This window comes from Xenorhabdus bakwenae (assembly GCF_030272115.1).
Lineage (GTDB): Bacteria > Pseudomonadota > Gammaproteobacteria > Enterobacterales > Enterobacteriaceae > Xenorhabdus > Xenorhabdus bakwenae.
The window spans coordinates 1,775,609-1,796,618 of the sequence record NZ_CP119194.1 but is presented as its reverse complement, the minus strand read 5'-3'; the positions used below and the strand labels follow the sequence as shown (position 1 = coordinate 1,796,618).

Below are 21,010 nucleotides of genomic sequence, written 5' to 3'. Positions count from 1 at the left end.
TAGTGTGCGCTTACACTACTGGAAGAGACGAACGATATGGATTTAAGTATTATCTGAAGATAATAATCAGCCATACGAAGTATCTGATGATACAGGCTGGTAGAAAAGTTTTTTTTAGAAAATGTTGCTATAACATGTTTTCTTAGTTCAAAACCGTCCAGAAGAAAGGCAATTACTTACTTAAACAATCCCCAATATTATCTAATTGCCCCAAAACCTTTCTCATCAATTTTTCTAACTGTTTTTTCTCCTCTGAATCCAGGATAGACCAAAGCTTAACCAGGCATTCATGCTGTGGTGGAAGTAAACCATTCAAGAAATTTGAACCTTTTTCTGTGAGATGGAGATGGAGACAACGACGATCATTATGGCTCTCCTTTCTCTCTATCCAGCCCTGCTTTTCTAATTCATCTGCAATTCGGGTTGCATTTGTACGGGAAGAGCCTAATGCAGCACTGAGTTCTGATGGCTGAATGCTGCGGCTTTCTTTGGTATCCAGAATCATCAGAGCCATAAACAAGGTTTCATTGATTCCTTGTGCTTTCAGCATGTTGTTTCGATTTTCCAGAAGCCTGCTTTGGACATGCATGGATAAGCGGGTGAGTAATATCTCTTGGTAGGGTAAACTTTTTTGCTGCGCTACACGGCAATTAAGTAACTCTTCTGTGGGAGTGAATGAACTTTCCATTGTTTAGATACCTTATTAGTTTCAACCGGTAAAGTAACTTTTGTTAAAAACCATACAAATACTATATTAAAAGTTAAATTTAGCAATTATAGTTATTTATTATCATCACATTTCTTTTGATATTGATACCTAATTCATAAATAGCTTGAATGCTATTCCAAAGGCTACGGCACCAGACAGTGTTGAAATAATGATGCTTCGAGTTTTGTAGAAAAATAGGCAGATGGTTAGGCCGCCAATGAGGGTCGGAAAAAGTTTGCTGTGCTCCTTCATGACGTCAGGAATGCTTGAGACGATAAGGAGTGAACAAATTGATGCAATACCAATGCTGTCGAGTATGATGCTCATTTTCCCCTTTTTTTCTGTCGGTAAGTGGTTAACGCCCAAACGCAGAGGAAGATAGCGGAATAAAAAATTGGCCACACCGACAATAAGTCCGATAAGAAGTATTTTATTATCAATCATATAATGAGCTAAGTATGTAATATATTAATTAGGTAAGGTATTCAGCATGCATTTTTAGTTTGCAAAAGTGCAGCTAAACATCCACTCGTAATCCCTGCAAAAATGGCAATGGGGATTGAAAAGAATGTGATCCCTATTAATGCGCCTAATAAAGCAGCGGTAACACAGTAGGTATTTTGTTTTTTGAAAGAGGCTAACAAAAAACTTAAAAATAGGGCCGGAAGCATAAATATCATGGCAGCTTCAATGGCGGGATAAGAGTTCAAATAGCCATTACCCAGTATGGCCCCAGCTACAGTACCCAGCACCCAAGAGAGCCAGGAACATATTGCAATGGCAACCATCCAGTTTTCGCTCCAGCTTCGTTGGTCTTTAATTAATTTGGCTGTTGCTGCGGCAAAAACTTCGTCAGTCAGGCCAAAAGCCCAAATTACGGTTTTCTTTTCCGATAATTTTTGTTTGATGCGATAACGTAAGGCCGGGCCATACAAAATGTGGCGGATATCCATTGCCATTACGGTTAGCGCAGAAAACCACAATGACATTCCTGCGCTTAGTAAAGCGGTGATGACAAACTGGCTGGCACCAGCATAAATGACACATGAAAAAAAAGATGGCTTCTATGGGGGTAAACCCCAGTTTAGTTGCGCTTAAACCAAATGCAAAAGAGATGGGAATATAACCAATGGCGATTGGGAGACTATCAAAAATACCTTCTCTAAATGAAGAAGCCTTGCTGGGTAGCGGTTTCTCAGATTCTGATGTAACCGATATTGGTATATCAGGTATAGATTTATCAGGTATTGGCATAGAGAATTTTGTTTTTTTGTTAACAGATGAAATAACTTTAACAAAATATGACGAAAGTGAAAATATGAAATAGATAAATTATTTAAATAATGTCATTAAGAACCAAAGGATTGATGGTGATGAAAGAGTGTACACTGGGTAGCCGTAAATTTTTGTTAACATTTTTACGGCTATCATATGCAGAGCAGAGTGAAGGTAGTGAAGGTAAAGTTAATTTATGCTTTATTAGCGGCTTTTCTGGCTGTTTTTAGCCAACTGTCTACCGTTTTCTGGTGTGATTTGATCCAGTCTTCAGCTTGGCGCTTAATATCAGCTTCTGAAATTTTAGCGCTATGCATAAGACGATTTTGAGCACTAATATCAGTAATAGGCAAGGTCATAACAGCAAAAAGTTTTGCCGCAGCAGGGTTCTTTTCTGCCCACGCTTTGTTTGCCACGATGCGCATGGAACTGGGGGGAAAACCATAGTTACGGCCGTTAGGCAACTGGGTATTGAGGGGTTCTCCCTCGCCGGTAGCAGAGAAGGGAACTTGCAGCCAAATGACATCTTTTCCAGGTTTCAGTACATCACTCACCCAGTAAGGTGTCCAGGTATAATAAAGGATGGGTTTACCTGCCCGATAGCGGGCGATAGTGTCAGCCATCATGACCGCATAATTGCCTTGGTTTTGTTTCACGGTATTTTCTAATCCATAAGCTGTTAAGTGATGGTTGATTGCGCTTTCACATCCCCATCCTGGCTTACAACCTGTCAAATCTGCTTTTCCATCTCCATTCGTATCAAATAGTTTGGCAAGTTTAGGATCTTTTAATTGAGCGATATTGGTGATGTGATATTTCTCTGCGGTTTTTTTATCAATCAGATACCCTTGAGCCGCATTGACGACGTAATTTCCCTTGCGATAGAAGATATTATCTCCTCCGGCCGCTTTATATGGGACGTCATGGAGCGGTACCCAACTGACAGCCATAAAGGTGGCATCACCTGCAGCAATGGAAGTGTAAGCGACGTTATAATCAACTTCCTTGATCGGTTTGACATCATAGCCGAGTTTTTCTAATGCGCTGCAGACAATCAAAGTCTGAAAGGTTTCTTCGCTGATTGTACTTTGTAGCGGTTGCACACTGATACCTTTACCGGGAAGCTCAGTTGCAGATGCGGCTGACGATAAGGAAAGACCCATGAATGCTATCAGGAAGGTTCCCAAAATGATCCTCTTATTCATGATCTCGTTGCATAAGGTGATTATGCGCATGATTGTTTCCTCCTTTTGTTGCCAGAGTGGGTCGCGTTTTGGACGTATTATTTTGACTGGCATGATTTTTATGGACGGTTTTTTTCTTTGAGCGAATTGAGATAAAAAGCAGGTAAAGTAATCCTATTGGCCCAGAGTGATACCAGTATTTCCCTCTGGTGCGCTGACTTTTACCCAAGGATTGCGTCAGTCTATCAAGGATAATGGCAAGAATGACAATGCCTGTACCGCCAACGGCGGCCAATCCTATATCAAGGCGGCCAATACCGCGCAATACCATCAGCCCCAAGCCGCCAACCGCAATCATGGAAGCAATGACGACCATGGAAAGCGCTAACATCAACGTTTGATTCACACCCGCCATAATTGTCGGCATTGCCAGTGGCAGTTGAACTTTGAACAACATCTGCCGCGGGCTGGCCCCAAATGATCTGGCGGCTTCAATTAAATCTGATGGAACTTGTTTTATTCCCAAAATTGTCAGGCGAATAATAGGCGGTAACGCAAAAATGATGGTGACGATGACGCCGGGTACATTACCTATGCCAAACAGCATGACGATGGGAACGAGATAAACGAAAGCCGGCGTGGTTTGCATGGCATCCAGCAAGGGGCGAACAATTTTGGCGAGTCGTTCATTGCGGGCCAACCCGATCCCAAGAGGAAGCCCGATGATAAGGCAGAACAGTAGGGCGGTTAGCACCAGAGCCATGGTTATCATCGCTTCTGACCATGCTCCAATGGCACCGATCATAATCAGTGAAATTAAAGCGATCACGCCTATTCCTGCCCCTGCAATTTGCCAGGCCAGTAACGCAAAAAACAAAATGGTGATGGGAGGGGGCAATGTCGTCAGGAACTGCTCAAAACCCGTGAGGACAAAATCTACCGGAATACGGATGACTTGAAAAACAGGCCGGAAATGTACGACAACCCAATCGATGATACTGGTCACCCATGAATCAAACGGAATTAGCTTATGCTGAAAAGGTGACATGAAATGAAAGTGTTCTGGCGGAATATGGGTTGCAGACGTATTCAGCCAATCGTGGTTTGATGCAGGAGCAGCGGTGCTACTGTCCATCCAGGGATCACTGTTATTGGTGGGATCAGTGATTGTCTGTGGAGATTTATTGTCCATTGGGTGCCTCCTTATCTAAGGCCTGTAGCAGTATTCCTTTGGAAATGACACCTAAATAACGGCTATTGCCATCTATGACAGGGACGGCGCAGGGAGATTGCGCAACAGTGGATATCAATTCATTCAGCGGAATCTCTGCCGAAACGGCGGTTGGTTTTTCCAATATGGCATGTTCAATGGATTTTTTTTCTGTCAGTGCCTGTTGCAGGGAATGGGCAGATACTACACCAATAAACTTCTGGTTTTTTTCGATTAAATAGCCATAGTTTCTGTCTTCATTATCCAGCACTTGCAATGCAGAACGGGGACCAAAACCTGTTGCGGCATGAAGCAACGTTTCTGGCCGGCGGCGGGCAATGTCTTTGGCTGAGAAGACATGTCCAATATCCACACCACGGAAGAATGTTTTGACATAATCATTCGCGGGGCTATTCATAATCTCATCAGGTGTGCCGATCTGAACGACAATACCGTCCTGCATGATGGCAATGCGATCACCGATACGCATTGCTTCATCCAAGTCATGGGAAATAAAAACCACAGTACGTTGATGTTCCCCTTGCAGGCGCAGTAACTCATCTTGCATTTCAGCACGGATGAGAGGATCGAGGGCTGAGAAGGCTTCATCCATTAACAGAATATCGGGGTTGTTAGCCAAAGCTCTGGCTAACCCAATACGTTGTTGCATCCCACCGGAAAGTTCATCGGGATATGATAGTGCGTAGTTTTCGAGATTGACTTGTTGCAGCGTTTCAAGTGCTTTTTGATGACGCTCTTCTTTGGGGACGCCTGCAAGCTCCATACCAAACGCCGTATTCTCCAGAATATTCAAATGTGGCATAAGAGCAAATGATTGGAAGACCATGCTGATTTTGCTGCGACGAACGTCTCGTAGCTGAGTTTCTGTGATGGTAGAAATATCTTCGCCGTCGATAAGTACATGGCCTTTGGTAGGCTCTATCAGACGATTGAGAAGACGTACTAGTGTGGATTTACCGGAACCCGATAATCCCATGATCACAAATATTTCGCCTTCTTCAATGGCCAGATTGACATCCTGAACACCGACGGTGAGACCTGTTTTTTCAAGTATTTGTTCTTTACTGAGACCAGACGCTAATAACTTAAATGCTGGTCCCGGATTATTGCCAAATATTTTATAGAGATTCTTAACTTCAAGTTTAACAGTCATGGAATAATATTTCCTGTTGTGAATGATATATTGTGTTCAATTACTCCGGTGCTATTTTACCAATCTATACCCTAACATATTAAAATGCACAGACAACCCCTTATTTAATATCGTTAATAAAAAGTTATGTTTTCTCATAACATAATATTGAAAGGGTAAAGTGAATTTTTTGGTATTAATTTAATGAAATTCAACTGGGTAAATGATTTTTTTTCAGATAACAAAAAAGGTCATTGTCATAAATGAATTTATTTTTTTGTATTGTATTGCATTGGTTTTTTATGATTTTTTGGTTTTTTATGCTTACTTTTGAGTTGTATAGTGACATATGTGCTAACCATAGAAAAGCTTATGAAAAAATGGTAGGTTTAAATTTTTATCATAAATATATTTGTGGGATTAGTGAATATGATTCAATTTTGCAGGCTTTATACCAATCCAACTTCAGGATGCGTGTTATATTTTCCCGTGCAGCGGGGAAATATAAGGCCTCACGTCGTCTGGCGGGTTGCAACTTGAAGTTTATCGAGTATAAATGGATTTTTTTGGAAATAAATAACGGTATAACAATAGCATATGTTATTTGTAATTATTGTTTTTTTATAATTAATCACATGGTATGGAATTGAAATTCAGTGTTCGATATTTATTTTATGTATTTTCTATGTTTTGAAATTTTACAGATAAATTTCCAATGGGTTTTTATATTATACCAATCCCACTTCAGGATGCGTATTATATTTCCCCACGCAGCGGGGGGAAATATAAGGCCTCGTGTTGTCTGGCGGATTGCAACTTGCAATTTATCGAGCATAAACAGTGTGTGAATAGATCTGAAATTTAATATCTAATAATGGGTGAAATAACGAATTGAAATCCATTGTGCCTGATTCATCATTTCACCATTCTAAGAATAGAAAATGGTCATTGTTGAAAAAAGAGGCAGAAGTTTGACTGCCTGGGAGATGATCTTCACTCAGTTTGTGAGTAAACGCTGTTAATGCTTGGGTATAACTGGCTTGTTCGCCCCATTGAGTTGATTGGCAGCAGTGTAGTGTTGTATCTCTTTTAGGGCAATTAGCCCCGATTGTCGTTTTCTAACCTGGAATCGACCGATGATATACCACTGTGTTTGCCACAAATGATAACACCTCTAGTAAAATTTCTGGGTGCTATATTATTTAATAATAATAAAAACTAACATATGTGTATTATGTTGAGATAATTCAATTGTGAAATTTATACTATATGTAGTTGCTAACTTAATTTTTTAATCTATATATGGTGTTTTAATCTTTTTCAAAGAGGTAACATTAAAAATAAAGTATTATAACTTATTGGCAGAGCCATAATTTTAATTGTCAGAGGGCGCGATGGTTTCTTTATCAAATTGTCAGATGTGTAACCGAATTCATCATTGCAAATTGATGAATGAGAGATTTAGGCTAGTACAGAAATTTTCAATAATAAATTAAATGGAGGTAGTTTATGTATCATCATTACCTGAATACTCCAGAAGGATTTCCCAAGCCTTATGTACATATCACTGCGGACGATGAAGGAGTAACCAGTATTTATTTCGTCAACGAAAAGAAAGAATTAGAATCGAAGAGTGTGATAACCAAGCAGTGCGCGAAAGAGTTGCAAGAATATTTTAAAGGGAAACGACTAACGTTTACTGTTCCTTTAAGTATGCAGGGAACGGAATTCCAACAGCGTGTTTGGCAGCAACTTTGTAAAATTCCTTGTGGCGAAATGTGGAGTTATAAACAATTGGCACTCACATTGGGATCGGTAAATTATTGTCGTGCGGTCGGTATGGCGAATTCACGCAACCCTATTTCATTAATTGTGCCTTGTCATCGGGTGATTGGACATGATGGTAAATTGGTTGGCTATACCGGTGGGTTGGATATCAAAAGGTGGCTACTTGATCATGAAAAGAATAGAAAGGTGAAAAGTAAACAGAATTAAAATAAAACGCTAATTTATTTGTGAAATCACCATTGGCGTATAAAATCAATCAATGTAATTAAACAAAAAGTGTGTTTTTTTACATTCGGTTATAGGTTTCGTGATCTATGTTGCAGACAGTGGACTATATTATTTGCTGTACTGTACGTGACACAGAGTTCGTGTCTTTTTTATTAAAGGTAAGTTTTAATGTCAAAAATTAAAGGTAACGTTAAGTGGTTTAACGAATCCAAAGGGTTTGGTTTTATCACTCCAGAAGATGGTAGTAAAGATGTTTTTGTACACTTTTCCGCCATTCAGTCTAGCGGATTCAAAACTCTGGCTGAAGGCCAAAAAGTAGAGTTTGAAATTACTGAGGGTGCGAAAGGTCCATCTGCTGCAAACGTTGTCGCAATCTAACTTCGGATCCCGTATTCTGAAAACCCGTTTTGATAACGGGTTTTTTTTGCCTTATTGTTTTTTAGACAGTTATAAGACCCTTACAGTTTGTTCATCACTGCAAAAGCGAATACTGTCATCAACAATGAACTTATCACGTTCACCAAAATGCTAAACAGTGCCCAACCTATTCTTCCTGCTTGCAATAGATAAACCACTTCGGCAGAAAAGGTGGAAAAGGTCGTTAGCCCACCGCAAAACCCTGTCGTTAGCATGAACTTCCAAACCGAATCGAGATGTGTGGCTTTGTTAAAATAGGCCAAACCCAATCCAATGATAAAGGCACCAACACAATTAGCCGTCAGTGTACCAACGGCAATTGGGGAAGCAGGACTGTTCAGGCGGAGGCTGATGAGCCAGCGTAGGACACTACCCAGGCCACCACCAATAAATACAGCAAATAAAATATTCATCATGATGGTGGCAACCGATTATTTGATTTCTACGCCCTTGGCCTGCAAGTCAGCATGGTATGAAGAACGAACAAACGGACCACAGGCAGCATGGGTAAAGCCCATTTCTAACGCAGCTTCTTTCATTTCATCGAATTCGGCGGGGCTGACATAACGCTGCACTGGCAGGTGATGGCGGCTTGGTTGTAAATATTGCCCCAAAGTCAACATGGTGACACCGTGGCTACGTAAATCGCGCATGACCTCCAAAATTTCTTCGTTGGTTTCGCCTAATCCCACCATTAAGCCTGATTTGGTCGGAATATCTGGATGTGCTTCTTTGAATTTTTCCAGTAGTTTCAATGACCAGGCGTAGTTAGCACCGGGACGAACCTGACGATAAACCCGTGGCACATTTTCCAAATTATGGTTAAACACATCAGGGGGAGTTGCGGTCAGAATTTCCAGCGCTCGATCCATACGACCGCGGAAATCTGGCACTAACGTTTCAATCTTAATTGATGGGTTTTTTTCACGAATAGCCGTGATACAGTCAGCAAAATGTTGTGCACCACCGTCACGCAGATCGTCACGGTCAACCGATGTAATAACGACATAACGCAGCCCCATATCCTGGATAGTCTGCGCAAGCTTGAGAGGTTCATTGGCATCAGGTGCATTTGGGCGGCCATGAGCGACGTCACAGAATGGACAGCGACGAGTACAGATGGCGCCAAGGATCATAAAAGTGGCGGTTCCGTGGTTAAAACACTCAGCAAGGTTAGGGCAGGAGGCTTCTTCACAGACAGAATGCAACCCATTTTTGCGCATTGCCGCTTTGATACCCTGAATGCGGCTGGAATCCGCAGGAAGTTTGATTTTCATCCACTCAGGTTTACGCAAGAGTGCTTCACGTTCTGTGGCAATTGTTTTCACAGGGATCAAAGCCATCTTGTCTGCGTCGCGGTATTTGACACCACGTTCCATCTGAATTGGTTTACTCATAATCATGCTGCTTCCAGTTATATTCTTCAGATTTTGACTTATCTGCCTGATGGTGATGAAAAAATATCGAGGCAAATAAATCCATTCAAATTTTTTTGAAAAATGTTAAAAAATTATATCATCTTTCGTTGATAAGTTGGAATCCCAAGATCTGACAGAATTTTTCCACCAGAATGGGTTGTACATCTTCAATGGTCACGCCGGTGACGAAGTCACTGAGTTGGATCATTTGCATGCCTGTATAACCACAGGGATTTATGCGTAAAAAGGGTTGTAAGTCCATTGCAATATTCAGTGCCAGACCGTGGAAAGAGCATCCTTTTCGGATACGCAACCCAAGGGAACATATTTTGTTACCTGCGACATAAACGCCGGGGGCATCTGGGCGTGCATAAGATCCCACGCCAAAATGCGCCAGTGTTTCGATTACGGTATTTTCGATTGAGGTGACCAATTGACGCACCCCAATTTTTGACCGTTTCAAGTCAATCAAAACATACATGACCTGCTGTCCGGGACCATGATAAGTAATCTGCCCCCCCCTGTCTGACTGGACGACAGGGATATCACCCGGTGCGAGTAGATGTTCAGCTTTACCGGCCTGACCTTGCGTAAATACTTTTTCGTGCTGGACAAGCCAAATTTCATCAGCTGTTTCCGCTGTACGTTGCTCGGTGAACTGGTGCATAGCATCAGAAACCGGTTCGTAGGGCTGAATACCTAACTGACGTAAAATAACGGTGTTATGTTGCAATGGAGATTTCATCATTCATTAACAAAAAGTGCCCGCCAGTATAACGCTGTAAGTTGATTCCCACCAGTTTGAGAGTGCCTTAATGCAATAATATTGTTCATTAGACGAATATATTTTTATTTTATATTATCATGGTTATATATTTTGATGATTTCCCCTTTAATCTCCTGTTTGGGCTAGCAGATGGTCAAAAAAAACCAATTCCTGATTGTTGGGCATCTTTGTAGTTTTCTGGTGCTCCTTTACAGCCTCTCAATGTTGCTGCCTACTTTTGTGGCTCTGTTTTATAAAGAAAAAAGTGTTTTTGCTTTTTTTGAGACATTTGTCATTGGCTTGGTTACAGGTGGAATAGGCTGGTACTTTACCCGTAAAATCAAAGCACAGCCCAGTACGCAAGATGGATTTCTTATCATTGTACTTTTCTGGTTGTTGTTCTCATTGCTCAGTGCCTTGCCTTTTGTGCTTGATAAAAGTTTAAACATTAATCTGGTGGATGCAATGTTTGAAGGGATATCTGGCATTACGACTACCGGAGCCACGGTATTGAATGATGTCTCAGCCCTGCCCAAGTCCGTGCTCTATTATCGCGCTCAACTCAATTTTATTGGTGGTTTGGGCGTCATCGTCCTTGCCGTTGCTATCTTGCCTTTACTGGGGATTGGTGGTGCCAAACTCTATCAATCAGAAATGCCCGGCCCTTTCAAAGAAGAACGGTTGACGCCACGGCTTGCGGACGGTGCCAAGAGTTTGTGGGTAGTGTATCTGTTGTTGGGCGGACTCTGTTCAGTCAGTTTTTGGGCCGCAGGAATGTCGTGGTTTGATGCTGTCTGTCATGGGATTTCAACGGTGTCTTTGGGCGGATTTTCCACCCGCAATGAAAGTCTTGGTTATTACGACAGTGCAGCCATTGAAATGGTGGGCGGCATTTTTTCGGTTCTGTCAGCCGTCAACTTTACGCTCTATTTTGTTGCTCTGACGCGCAGGAGCTTAAAACCGCTGCTAAAAAATGCCGAACTGCAATTTTTCTTACTGGTATTGGCAGTGATCGTTGGCATTATCTGGTTAGAATTATACCGCTCAGGCATGTATGGCGTGACAGAAGCCTTTGTTCACGGCTTTTTCATGACCAGTTCCATGATGACGGATAATGGTTTGGCGACCGCAGATTATGCTCAATGGCCTCCCCATACGATATTGCTATTGCTGGCAGTGAGTTTTTTTGGTGGCTGCGTGGGGTCAACATGCGGCGGTATTAAAGCCCTCCGTTTTATGATCCTGGCAAAACAGAGTGTTAGTGAGGTTAACCAGCTCATTCATCCCAATGCCATCTCTACGATCAAAATTGGCAAATCTGTGGTTCAGGAAAGGGTACTGCGTTCTGTCTGGGGATTCTTTTTTCTTTATATCTTTTTTAGCTGTTTTTTTATCTGGGCGTTGAACTTGCTCGGTTATGATTTAGTGACATCATTTGCCACCGTTGCTGCTTGTATTAATAACATGGGGATAGGATATGGCGCGACAGTGCAAGGCTTCGGTGATCTTAATCCTACAGCGAAATGGATGATGTGTGCAGCAATGTTGTTGGGAAGATTGGAAATTTACCCAATATTGATTTTATGTTCAAAAACGTTTTGGCGTTTTTGAACATAATGTCAGATAGAACATCAATTAATTTTATGGCGTATTGGGCTAAATCTCTACGAGATAAGCATTCCTGAGTCTGACTAAATGTTTTTACTGACAATGCGCTGACGTGTAAATCAGCGCATTGTGTTTTAATAGATCGTGTTTTAATAGATCGTATTTTAATAGATCGTATTTCAGTGAATTGTGGTTGTACCATTAGAGCACAACGCGAACCAACTCCAACTGACCCAACTCTTCATACAGCGTTTCAACTTGCTCAATATGTGTCGCATTGATGGTAATGGATACGGAATGATAATTGCCTTTGCTGCTGGGTTTCACGACCGGAGAATAATCGCCCGGTGCATGGCGTTGAACGACTTCAATAACTTGATCCACCAGCTCAGGTTGAGCCAAACCCATCACTTTGTAGGTGAATGAACAAGGGAACTCAAGCAGTTCATTTAATTTCGTTTTCATGGGCACTCCTAAAATATATTTGCCACGGCATCGTGGTTGATTTGCCGTGGCGTGATAATTTTCTAACGGTATGTCATTAATATAGGCTCAATATCTGGCTTTCAAGAGATCAACCGAACCAGTGGTGGAACATCAGTCGGATATAGTCGATCATGCGGCTGAAAAAGCCACCTTCTTTGACTTCCTGCATTACGACTAATGGACGTTGTTCAATGGTTTTTCCGTCAAGCTGGAAGTTGATAGTTCCAACAATCTGATTTTTAGCGAGCGGCGCGTGCAGTTCGGTATCGTTCAGTACATAGCTGGCTTTCAGGTCTTTCAAACGGCCACGGGGGATAGTCAGGTAAACATTTTTGTCAACGCCCAGCTGGACTTTGTCAGTATCACCAAACCAAATAGGCTCTGACGCAAATTCTTTACCGACTTGTAATGGTGAAACCGTCTCGAAGAAACGAAAACCCCACGTCAATAATTTTTTGCTGTCGGTTTCACGTCCCTTGAAGGTTGGGCTGCCCATCACCGCAGAAATCAAGCGCATATTGCCTTCGGTAGCAGAAGCAACAAGATTATATCCCGCCCCGTTGGTATGGCCCGTTTTAATACCGTCAACATTCAGGCTCTTATCCCATAACAAGCCATTACGATTAGGCTGGCGAATGTTGTTGTAAGTAAAATCTTTTTCTTTGTAGATAGCGTATTCATCCGGTACATCACGGATTAGGGCCTGACCAATCAATGCCATATCATGAGCAGAGCTATATTGACCGGGAGCATCCAGGCCATGAACGGTTTGAAAATGGGTATTTTTCAGCCCCAAATTTTGCACATATTGATTCATCAAACTGACGAATGCATCCTGGCTGCCTGCCACATAGTCCGCCATCGCAACGCAGGCATCGTTGCCAGATTGCAAGTTGATACCGCGTGAAAGCATAGCGACAGAAACCTGGTCACCGGGCTTTAAAAACATCAGGGATGAGCCTTTAAATACCGGATTACCCGTTGCCCAGGCATCTTTACCGACAGTAACGATATCTTCCGGTTTGATTTTTCCTGATTTAATGGCCTGACCAATGACGTAACTGGTCATCATTTTGGTCAGACTGGCGGGATCGCGGCGGATATCTGCATGCTTTTCGGCTAATACCTTTCCTGAATTGTAATCAATCAGAATATAGGCTTCTGAATCCAGTTCTGGTACACCCGGGATCATGGTTTTGAAATTATCATCCGCGTAGGCAGATGCGGAAACGCTGGCAGCCAGAGCAATGCCTAACGTGGCTCTTTTAATAAAACGGGAAGTAACGATGTATTTCATGATTGATTAGATAACATCCGTGAGAGAAGGATTGATAATAAGTGACATAATAACAAATGGAAAAAAAGCTGACATTAAACAAAACTGGTTGCAGCCGATTTTATCTGCCTGCTGACAGGAAAATATCAGCAGGCGGTGATGCTATTTATCGCGTTATCGTGATGGTGTTGCCTGAATCAGGGAGCAACAATAAACGAGGATTGCTGCATCTGATCTGTCAGTTTCTTTTGTAATTCCATAGCCTGCTGGCGGTTATTGAATGGTCCCAGCTGGACGCGATAGACGTTACCAAATTGGAAAATACGCCCTTGAACGTTAAAGCGCTGGCTCAATAACTGTTGCCATTCTTTGGCTTTTTGTTCAGCGCTGATTGCGCCCACTTGCACCATGTAACCGCTTGTTGATTCAGGTGCAGGGGATGTCGTCGCAGGTTGGCTAGTTGTATTTTCAGCCAAACTTTGCTCAGTCGGTGGTTGTGTTACGGTATTTTCGTCAGCCGAATGAGCTGCTATAGCAGAAGGCGTTGATGATTGGGAACTCAGATTAGGTCTTTCAGGTAATGCAAAGCTCTGTTTAACAATCGTCGATCCTTTTGTTCCCAAACCGGAAAGTGAGCCATCAGGTGAAACGAGAATACCATCCAATTTCACTTTGCTTTGTGGCATCAAATTGAGTCGCTCCGCTACTGCATGAGATAATTCGATTATTTTCCCCGGCTTATTGTAAGGGCCTCGATCATTGACCCTAACAATCATCATGCGTCCATTGCTTAAGTTGGTGACACGAACATAACCTGGAATAGGCAGTGTCGGGTGCGCTGCCGCTAAAGCATAGGGACTCGCTCGTTCACCAATTGCTGTCAGTTTTCCATTGGATTCATCACCGAACCAACTGGCATAGCCTGTCTGGGTAAAGTGAGCCGGGTCTTGCACTATGTGATAGGTTTGCCCATCCCGCTGATAATCCTGGTTGGCACTTGGATGGTAAGGCTCATATTGAGGCTCCGCCCCCAAAACATCACGCGTTGGAATCGGCGGAAGGGAAGATGTCCGATCGTGACCGGTCATGTTACAGCCTGATATCAGTACAGCTACGATGCTAAGTATAAGCCACTGTTGACGCATGAAACTTCTTCCTCATAAGCTTTTGGACAATAATTTACGATGCGTATGTATCGACATGATAATGCCGAACCCCGCCATTAGGACAATTAATGCTGATCCCCCATAACTGATCAACGGCAGGGGAACACCGACTACCGGCAGGATACCGCTTACCATGCCGATATTGACAAAAACATAGACAAAGAAAATCAGTATTAATCCTCCGACCATGACCCGGCCGAAAGTATTCTGCGCTTTGGTTGCAATAAACAAACCACGTATAATGACCAGTAAGTAAAGCACCAGCAAAACCAGAACGCCAATCAACCCCAACTCTTCAGACAGAACGGCGAAAATAAAATCGGTATGTCGCTCTGGCAGGAATTCCAACTGCGATTGAGTGCCTTGTAACCAGCCTTTTCCAAATATTCCCCCTGAGCCAATAGCAATTTTGGACTGAATGATATGGTAACCTTTGCCCAATGGATCACTTTCTGGATCCAATAGCATCATAACGCGGGCGCGTTGGTAATCATGCATCAGGAAGAACCACAATATTGGGATGAAACAGGCAAGCAGCAAAACAGCAATGCCAATGAGTTTCCAATTCATTCCTGCCAGAAATAGGATGAATATCCCAGAGGCAGCAATCAAAATAGAGGTGCCTAAATCGGGTTGTGCTGCTACCAGTAGAGTCGGGACAAAGGTCAAAACCAGTGCAATGCCCGTATTTTTCAGTGAAGGTGGACAGAGATCTCGATTCATAAAGCGAGCTACCATCAAAGGTACGGCGATTTTGGCAATTTCTGACGGTTGGAAACGTACAATACCTAGATCCAGCCAACGCTGCGCCCCCTTACTAATCTGCCCAAAAACATCAACGAAGATGAGCAGAATGACACAGACAATATAGAGATAAGGTGCCCAGTTTTCGTACATGCGTGGAGGAACCTGAGCTAAAGCGATCATCACGATGAGACCCATGATGACCTGCCCTATTTTTCGCTCCATCATATCTATGTCTTGCCCACTGGCACTCCACATAATGAAAAGGCTGTAGACCAGTAATGCCAGAACGCATAGCAGTAATGGAATATCGATATGTAATCGGGTCCAGAAAGGAACCTTGTTTGGTGAATCTGTCATGATGTTACTCAATTAGTTTCTATTCTGGGTAGCTTGTGTTGTGGCCGTATTGACTCCTGTCTCAGCAGAAGCGCTGGCAGGAGCGGTGTTTTTACTATCCCTGAGTAAAATATGATCCAGAATCTGACGAACAATAGAACCAACAGGTGGTCCAGCGCCCCCATTTTCAAGAATGATGGAAATGGCAACCGTCGGGTTGTCGTAGGGCGCAAAGGCAATCATCAGCTTATGATCACGCAGATGTTCAGCAAGCTTACTTGCATTGTAGGTTTCGTAACTGAAAACCTGGGCTGTACCTGATTTAACGGCGGCCTTATATGGCGTACCGGCAAAAGCTCTGCGAGCTGTGCCATTTGGGGCATTGGCAACGCCATACATACCATCTTTAGCAATTTCCCAATATCCGGAATGAATATCCCCAATTGGTTCGCTGACCGGGGGCTGGTAAGGTTGCATTTCGCCATTTACGCGTGTATTCAGCAAAAAATGGGGTGTTTTCACTACGCCATCGTTAATTAAAGTCATTAAGGCTTTTGCCATCTGCATAGGCGTTGCAGTCCAGTATCCTTGGCCGATACCAACGGAAATTGTATCGCCTTGATACCACGGTTTTTTATAGCGTTTGAGTTTCCATTCACGGGTAGGCATATTACCCGGATTTTCTTCTTTCAAATCAATACCCGTAAATTGACCATAACCGAATTTCGTCATCCATTCGGACATCTTATCGATACCCATATCATAGGCGAGTTGATAGAAAAAAGTATCCGCCGACTCGACAATCGATTTATGTACATTCAGCTTACCATGTCCCCAACGCTTCCAGTCACGGTAACGCTTCTCTGAGCCTGGCAGTTGCCACCATCCCGGATCATTGATGGTGGTGTTCTTGGTAATGACATCACTACTCAGGGCGGCAACGGCAATAAAAGGCTTCACTGTTGATGCGGGTGGATAAGCGCCTTGTGTGGCACGGTTAATTAAGGGGCGATTGGGGTCATTGAGCAGAGATTTATAGTCCTGGCTCGAAATACCATCGACAAACAGATTCGGATCGTAGCTTGGGTTGGACACCATAGCCAAAACCTCCCCGGTGCGGGGATCGGTAACAACAACGCCTGCCCGGCTGGTCGTCAGTATCTCTTCAATATAGGTTTGCAGCTCTAAGTCGATTGACAGGTAAATATCTTTGCCAGCCTGTGGCGGTTGTTCATGTAGCTGGCGGATCACTTTACCGCGGTTGTTGACTTCGACTTCCTCATAACCCGGTTTGCCATGCAGAACGGATTCATAATAACGTTCAATACCCAATTTTCCGATATCATGGGTGGCGGCGTAGTCTGCCAGAATGTCTTCTTTTTCTAGTCGTTCTACATCCTTGTCGTTGATTTTGGCAACATAGCCGATTACATGGGTGAGAGCGGAGCCATAAGGGTAATAGCGACGTTGGTAGCCCTTGATTTCCAATCCCGTAAAGCGGTATTGATTAACGGAGAACCGAGCAACCTGAACGGGAGTCAGCGATGTTTTTAGCGGGATAGAGGTAAAACGGCGTGCGCGTTGGCGCTCTTTTTTGAAGGTTTCAATATCTTCATCAGTCAGTCCAACGACGGAGCGCAGATCATGTAATGTCTTATCAAGGTCAGCGACTTTTTGTGGCACGATTTCTAACTGATAAATAGTCCGGTTAGCTGCCAGTGGTGTGCCATTACGGTCATAAATGATGCCCCTGCTTGGGGCTATGGGAACGAGCTTAATACGATTTCCATTCGATCGGGTTTGGTAATCTTCGTGGCGGGTAATCTGGAGATGATAGAGATTGGCAAACAGGATACCGGTTAAAATAATAATGCCGATAAACGCCACGAGTGCGCGGCGTATGAATAAGGCCGATTCAGCAGAATGATCGCGAAAAGAGGTTCGTTGGTTCTTCATCCCATTGCCAGAATTCACGGTGTCAGATTACCCAATTTATTCCCGATGATAAGGGTGGTTAGTAGTGATGCTCCACGCCCGATAAAGGCTCTCCGCAACCAAAACGCGGACAAGAGGATGTGGCATGGTTAAAGGAGAAAGTGACCAGCTTTGTTCCGCAGCTGCTTTGCAGGCAGGGGCCAAACCTTCAGGGCCACCAATTAACAGGCTGACGTTTCTGCCATCCAACTTCCAGCGTTCAAGTTGTTGTGCCAATTGCGGGGTATCCCAACGAGAGCCGGGAATATCCAGAGTCACAATCCGATTACCTTTACCAACGGCAGCCAGCATCTGCTCGCCTTCTTTTTCCAGAATGCGTTTGATGTCAGCATTTTTGCCCCGTTTTCCCGCCGGAATTTCAATAAGCTCAAAAGGCATATCCTTGGGAAAACGATTCAGATAATCCATAAAGCCGGTCTGTACCCAGTCCGGCATTTTTGTTCCTACAGCGACCAGTTGTAACTTCAAACTCAGCTCCAGAGTTTTTCCAGTTCGTACATACGGCGGCTGTCTTCTTGCATCACGTGGACCATGATCTCGCCGAGATCGACGACTATCCAATCTGAAATGCCTTGCCCTTCAACACCTAAAGGCATAATACCGACTTGGCGGCAGTCATCCACCAGATGTTCGGCCACAGACATCAGGTGGCGGTTTGATGTTCCGGTGCAGATAACCATGCAGTCAGTAATGCTGGATTTTCCACGAACATCTATAGAAACAATATCTTGTGCTTTGGAATCTTCAAGTCTGTCAATAACAAATTGTTGTAGTTCTGTGCCTTGCAAAAGGATCACCTTTATTTCATCAAATTGGTTAAGTAACGCAGAATAATAGCATGCCAATCTCTATAAAAGTAAGCGAGTTAGCTGCAAATCACCGTATGGTTTCGTTATTTCTTATATAACCCCTGTGAATCGATATAATTTTGTATCGATGGGGGAAGCAAATCATCACAACTTATTCCTTGTTGGTGACGTTGGCGAATATCCGTAGCTGAAATGTTCAACAACGGAGTGGCTGCCAGATAAATGTATCCGTGAGGTTTTTGGCTCAGAGGGGGGGGGAGAACCAATTTGGTGCTTTTCAAGCCATGATTGCATTCCTGGAGCCGTAAGCTGGCTTTGATACCCCGGACGGGAGCAGACCAACAGATGACAAATGTCGAGTAATTCTTCCCATTTATACCAGGTATGAATAGCTTGTAAGGAATCCTGACCAATAATGAATGCCAATGGATGTTGCTCCCCGATTTCCTGACGAAAGGCTTTCAGTGTTTCTATTGTGTAAGAGGGGGCTTGTCGCTCTAGCTCACGGGTATCCACAGTAAACAGAGGGTTATCCCGCACAGCCAGACGAACCATTTCCAGTCGCTGTCGGGCGGTTGCCTCCGGTTGAGGGCGGTGCGGGGGAACGTGATTCGGTAATAAGATAACTTTCCTGAGTCCCACTAATTGGGCCAAGGCTTCCACAGGACGCAAATGACCATAATGGATGGGATCGAATGTGCCACCGAATAACGCCTGAATAACCGGAGAATGTCTATTGGTTACAGAATCAATGTTATTGATTGGGGCAATATTCGTTGAGTCAGTATTCGTTAAGTCAATATCTTGATCGATATTGATTGGATCAATAGATTCAAGCATTCAGAAAGCTCTCTGGTAATGGTTTTCCGCATAACAACATGGAAAGCGTTTCCAGGTCAGCCCAAATGGATTGGCTATAATCCTGTTTGACGCGCAGTTCCATCTGGGTCAACAAATGTATGGCAGATCGCATCTCTCGCTGTGACAGGCGCTGTAGTGCCGTTGACAGCAATGCTCTGCGGTTTTGCCAAATCTTGTGTTGATCAAACAACGTCTTCAAAGGGACGGTCGTACATTGACGCTTAAGTACCAGCAGCAGCATTAGCTCCCTCTGTATGGTACGGAGTAAAATAATCGTTTCGGTATCTTCCTGCCGAAGTTGTTTCAGTATATGCCATGCCCGCTTTATTTTTCCTGCCAGCAAAGCATCAACCCAATGATAGGGAGAAAAATGGGCCGCATCGTTGACGGCTTCTTCTACGCGAGGAAATGTCAGTCGATTATCGGGATAGATCAGGGAAAGACGTTCCAGAGCCTGGGCCATTGCCAATAGGTTTCCTTCATAGCAATAGCACAGTAATTGATTGGCTTCATTTTCCAGTAATAGCCCCATGTTTTTGGCCCGTTGTGCCACCCATTGTGGCAAGCGATTTTGCTCGGGTGTCAAACAACTGACATATACCCCATTTTGTCCAATCGCTTTGAACCACGGGCTATTTTCCTGCGCTTTAGTCAGTTTGTGCCCGCGCAATATCAGTAAGATATCTGAATGCAGCAACCCTGATAGCGTGGTCAGCCGCTCTACCATGGTAGTATTAGGACCGTTTTCTGGAAGCAGCAGGGTAAGAGACTGACGGCTGGCAAACAGGCTAAGTGACTGACACAGGCTAAAGATTTCATCCCAATCGGTATGGTTATCCAATGTAAAGGTGAAATGCTCCATAAAGCCATGTTGTTCAGCGACTTTGCGGATGCTGTCTTGGCTTTCCTGCAATAGTAATGGCTCATTGCCCCACAACAGATAGCTGCCTCGCAGCGCTTCATTGAGCTGCGAGAACAGTTGTTCAGGATACAGTCGGATCATTGCTTCTGTGTAGCCGCCGCTTTTTGTTTTGCCTCGGCTTTCAGGAGTTCTGCGCTATGAACGGTCAGCAATTGGCGCATAAGCTGACGGGCAGCCTGTTCGCGCATTTCCTGTTTAACCAGTTCATCTTCTGCATCTTTTGCCAGTGCTTCCAAAGGGTTATCGAAAAACGAACGATCAACCTTTGCCCGTAATGGATAGATGCTACCGTTTGGCATCAGAACTTGTGCATCAACATTCAGTACCAACAGACGTTCAGCCGCTTTACCATCCTGAAAGATAGAAACTGTCTCTTTGTTTTCATTAGAGCCAACCAGTTTCAGAATAGGTAATGAAGCATCACCATTTTCCACAATTTTGACATCGTTCAGCCGAAGTTGCTGACGTACTGCCCGTGCCAGAGGGCCATAAGGGTCACCAGAACTTAATTGCAATGTTTGCAGCTCCTTTGGTACTTGTGTTGTGCCGCGAAGATGAAAACCGCAGCCAGCGGTGATTAACACCGCTAACCCGAGCAAAAACGTACAAATATGATGTCGTAGATTATTTGCTACCACAAATAAGGTCTCCTGTTA

General features: G+C 43.6%; 21 protein-coding genes and 2 pseudogenes. 4 read left to right on the top strand and 19 right to left on the bottom strand.

Going from position 1 to position 21,010, the window contains the following annotated elements; genetic code table 11:
* Positions 1-172 precede the first annotated feature (172 nt).
* From mprA to PXH59_RS09240, 3 genes and pseudogenes are all read right to left on the bottom strand, one after another.
* Positions 173-688: a transcriptional repressor MprA gene (gene mprA / locus PXH59_RS09250; protein WP_047769131.1), complete on the bottom strand. Its 516-nt coding sequence runs from the start codon at positions 686-688 to the stop codon at positions 173-175.
* A gap of 129 nt (positions 689-817) precedes the next feature.
* The gene (ygaH, locus tag PXH59_RS09245) at positions 818-1,153 is read right to left on the bottom strand and encodes an L-valine transporter subunit YgaH (protein ID WP_047769133.1); all 336 of its coding nucleotides are present in this window, start codon (positions 1,151-1,153) and stop codon (positions 818-820) included.
* Between the two features lie 41 nt (positions 1,154-1,194).
* Positions 1,195-1,927 (bottom strand): annotated as a pseudogene (locus PXH59_RS09240) (AzlC family ABC transporter permease).
* Between PXH59_RS09240 and PXH59_RS09235 the strand changes: the two are divergent.
* Positions 1,839-2,036, top strand: coding sequence for a hypothetical protein (locus PXH59_RS09235; protein WP_285811865.1), 198 nt, complete (start codon positions 1,839-1,841; stop codon positions 2,034-2,036). The pseudogene PXH59_RS09240 and the gene PXH59_RS09235 overlap by 89 nt on opposite strands.
* 142 nt (positions 2,037-2,178) lie before the next feature.
* Here PXH59_RS09235 and proX read toward each other — a convergent pair whose 3' ends face one another.
* From proX to proV, 3 genes are read right to left on the bottom strand one after another with little or no spacing between them, the layout of a single operon-like run.
* Positions 2,179-3,189 carry a glycine betaine/L-proline ABC transporter substrate-binding protein ProX gene (gene proX, locus PXH59_RS09230; RefSeq protein WP_285811708.1) on the bottom strand — a complete coding sequence of 337 codons (1,011 nt, stop codon included), beginning with the start codon at positions 3,187-3,189 and terminating at the stop codon, positions 2,179-2,181.
* A complete protein-coding gene (proW, locus tag PXH59_RS09225; protein ID WP_083446786.1) occupies positions 3,182-4,360 on the bottom strand; it encodes a glycine betaine/L-proline ABC transporter permease ProW in 1,179 nt (392 codons plus the stop codon). Before proW ends, proX begins: the two co-directional genes overlap by 8 nt.
* Positions 4,350-5,552, bottom strand: a complete 1,203-nt coding sequence (proV, locus tag PXH59_RS09220; RefSeq protein ID WP_047769135.1) for a glycine betaine/L-proline ABC transporter ATP-binding protein ProV — start codon at positions 5,550-5,552, stop codon at positions 4,350-4,352. Before proV ends, proW begins: the two co-directional genes overlap by 11 nt.
* Positions 5,553-7,040: 1,488 nt before the next feature.
* Between proV and PXH59_RS09215 the strand changes: the two genes are divergently transcribed.
* Both PXH59_RS09215 and cspE read left to right on the top strand, forming a co-directional pair.
* Positions 7,041-7,526, top strand: a complete 486-nt coding sequence (locus PXH59_RS09215; RefSeq protein WP_285811412.1) for a methylated-DNA--[protein]-cysteine S-methyltransferase — start codon at positions 7,041-7,043, stop codon at positions 7,524-7,526.
* Between the two features lie 189 nt (positions 7,527-7,715).
* The gene (gene cspE / locus PXH59_RS09210) at positions 7,716-7,925 is read left to right on the top strand and encodes a transcription antiterminator/RNA stability regulator CspE (protein ID WP_047769142.1); all 210 of its coding nucleotides are present in this window, start codon (positions 7,716-7,718) and stop codon (positions 7,923-7,925) included.
* 80 nt (positions 7,926-8,005) lie between these two features.
* On the opposite strand, the gene crcB is transcribed toward cspE, so the two are convergent.
* The 3 genes from crcB to lipB all read right to left on the bottom strand — a co-directional run bounded on the left by crcB (position 8,006) and on the right by lipB (position 10,127).
* Positions 8,006-8,380 carry a fluoride efflux transporter CrcB gene (gene crcB / locus PXH59_RS09205; protein WP_047769144.1) on the bottom strand — a complete coding sequence of 125 codons (375 nt, stop codon included), beginning with the start codon at positions 8,378-8,380 and terminating at the stop codon, positions 8,006-8,008.
* A 15-nt stretch (positions 8,381-8,395) separates the two neighbouring features.
* The gene (lipA, locus tag PXH59_RS09200) at positions 8,396-9,361 is read right to left on the bottom strand and encodes a lipoyl synthase (RefSeq protein ID WP_047769191.1); all 966 of its coding nucleotides are present in this window, start codon (positions 9,359-9,361) and stop codon (positions 8,396-8,398) included.
* A gap of 118 nt (positions 9,362-9,479) precedes the next feature.
* A complete protein-coding gene (lipB, locus tag PXH59_RS09195) occupies positions 9,480-10,127 on the bottom strand; it encodes a lipoyl(octanoyl) transferase LipB (RefSeq protein ID WP_369813305.1) in 648 nt (215 codons plus the stop codon).
* Positions 10,128-10,298: 171 nt separating this feature from the next.
* Here lipB and PXH59_RS09190 point away from each other — a divergent pair, with 171 nt between their 5' ends.
* A complete protein-coding gene (locus PXH59_RS09190; protein ID WP_285811410.1) occupies positions 10,299-11,759 on the top strand; it encodes a TrkH family potassium uptake protein in 1,461 nt (486 codons plus the stop codon).
* Positions 11,760-11,957: 198 nt separating this feature from the next.
* On the opposite strand, the gene ybeD is transcribed toward PXH59_RS09190, so the two are convergent.
* From ybeD to lptE, 10 genes and pseudogenes are all read right to left on the bottom strand, one after another.
* Positions 11,958-12,221 (bottom strand): DUF493 family protein YbeD, encoded by a 264-nt coding sequence (gene ybeD / locus PXH59_RS09185; protein ID WP_047769148.1) that lies wholly within the window; start codon positions 12,219-12,221, stop codon positions 11,958-11,960.
* Between the two features lie 109 nt (positions 12,222-12,330).
* Positions 12,331-13,539: a D-alanyl-D-alanine carboxypeptidase DacA gene (dacA, locus tag PXH59_RS09180; RefSeq protein ID WP_285811409.1), complete on the bottom strand. Its 1,209-nt coding sequence runs from the start codon at positions 13,537-13,539 to the stop codon at positions 12,331-12,333.
* A 176-nt stretch (positions 13,540-13,715) separates the two neighbouring features.
* A complete protein-coding gene (gene rlpA / locus PXH59_RS09175; RefSeq protein WP_285811407.1) occupies positions 13,716-14,663 on the bottom strand; it encodes an endolytic peptidoglycan transglycosylase RlpA in 948 nt (315 codons plus the stop codon).
* A 12-nt stretch (positions 14,664-14,675) separates the two neighbouring features.
* Positions 14,676-15,788: a peptidoglycan glycosyltransferase MrdB gene (mrdB, locus tag PXH59_RS09170; protein ID WP_285811405.1), complete on the bottom strand. Its 1,113-nt coding sequence runs from the start codon at positions 15,786-15,788 to the stop codon at positions 14,676-14,678.
* 12 nt (positions 15,789-15,800) lie between these two features.
* Positions 15,801-17,723: a peptidoglycan DD-transpeptidase MrdA gene (mrdA, locus tag PXH59_RS09165; RefSeq protein ID WP_285811403.1), complete on the bottom strand. Its 1,923-nt coding sequence runs from the start codon at positions 17,721-17,723 to the stop codon at positions 15,801-15,803.
* A gap of 36 nt (positions 17,724-17,759) precedes the next feature.
* Positions 17,760-18,230 (bottom strand): 23S rRNA (pseudouridine(1915)-N(3))-methyltransferase RlmH, encoded by a 471-nt coding sequence (gene rlmH / locus PXH59_RS09160; RefSeq protein WP_047769160.1) that lies wholly within the window; start codon positions 18,228-18,230, stop codon positions 17,760-17,762.
* Positions 18,231-18,232: 2 nt separating this feature from the next.
* On the bottom strand, positions 18,233-18,559 hold the full coding sequence (rsfS, locus tag PXH59_RS09155; protein ID WP_072161183.1) for a ribosome silencing factor: 327 nt from the start codon (positions 18,557-18,559) through the stop codon (positions 18,233-18,235).
* Positions 18,560-18,654: 95 nt separating this feature from the next.
* A pseudogene (gene nadD, locus PXH59_RS09150) lies at positions 18,655-19,324 on the bottom strand (nicotinate-nucleotide adenylyltransferase).
* A gap of 79 nt (positions 19,325-19,403) precedes the next feature.
* A complete protein-coding gene (gene holA / locus PXH59_RS09145) occupies positions 19,404-20,435 on the bottom strand; it encodes a DNA polymerase III subunit delta (RefSeq protein ID WP_285811399.1) in 1,032 nt (343 codons plus the stop codon).
* Entirely contained in the window at positions 20,432-20,992 is a 561-nt protein-coding gene (lptE, locus tag PXH59_RS09140) for an LPS assembly lipoprotein LptE (protein ID WP_047769171.1), read from the bottom strand. The genes holA and lptE overlap by 4 nt, the downstream gene beginning before the upstream one ends.
* Positions 20,993-21,010: the final 18 nt, after the last annotated feature.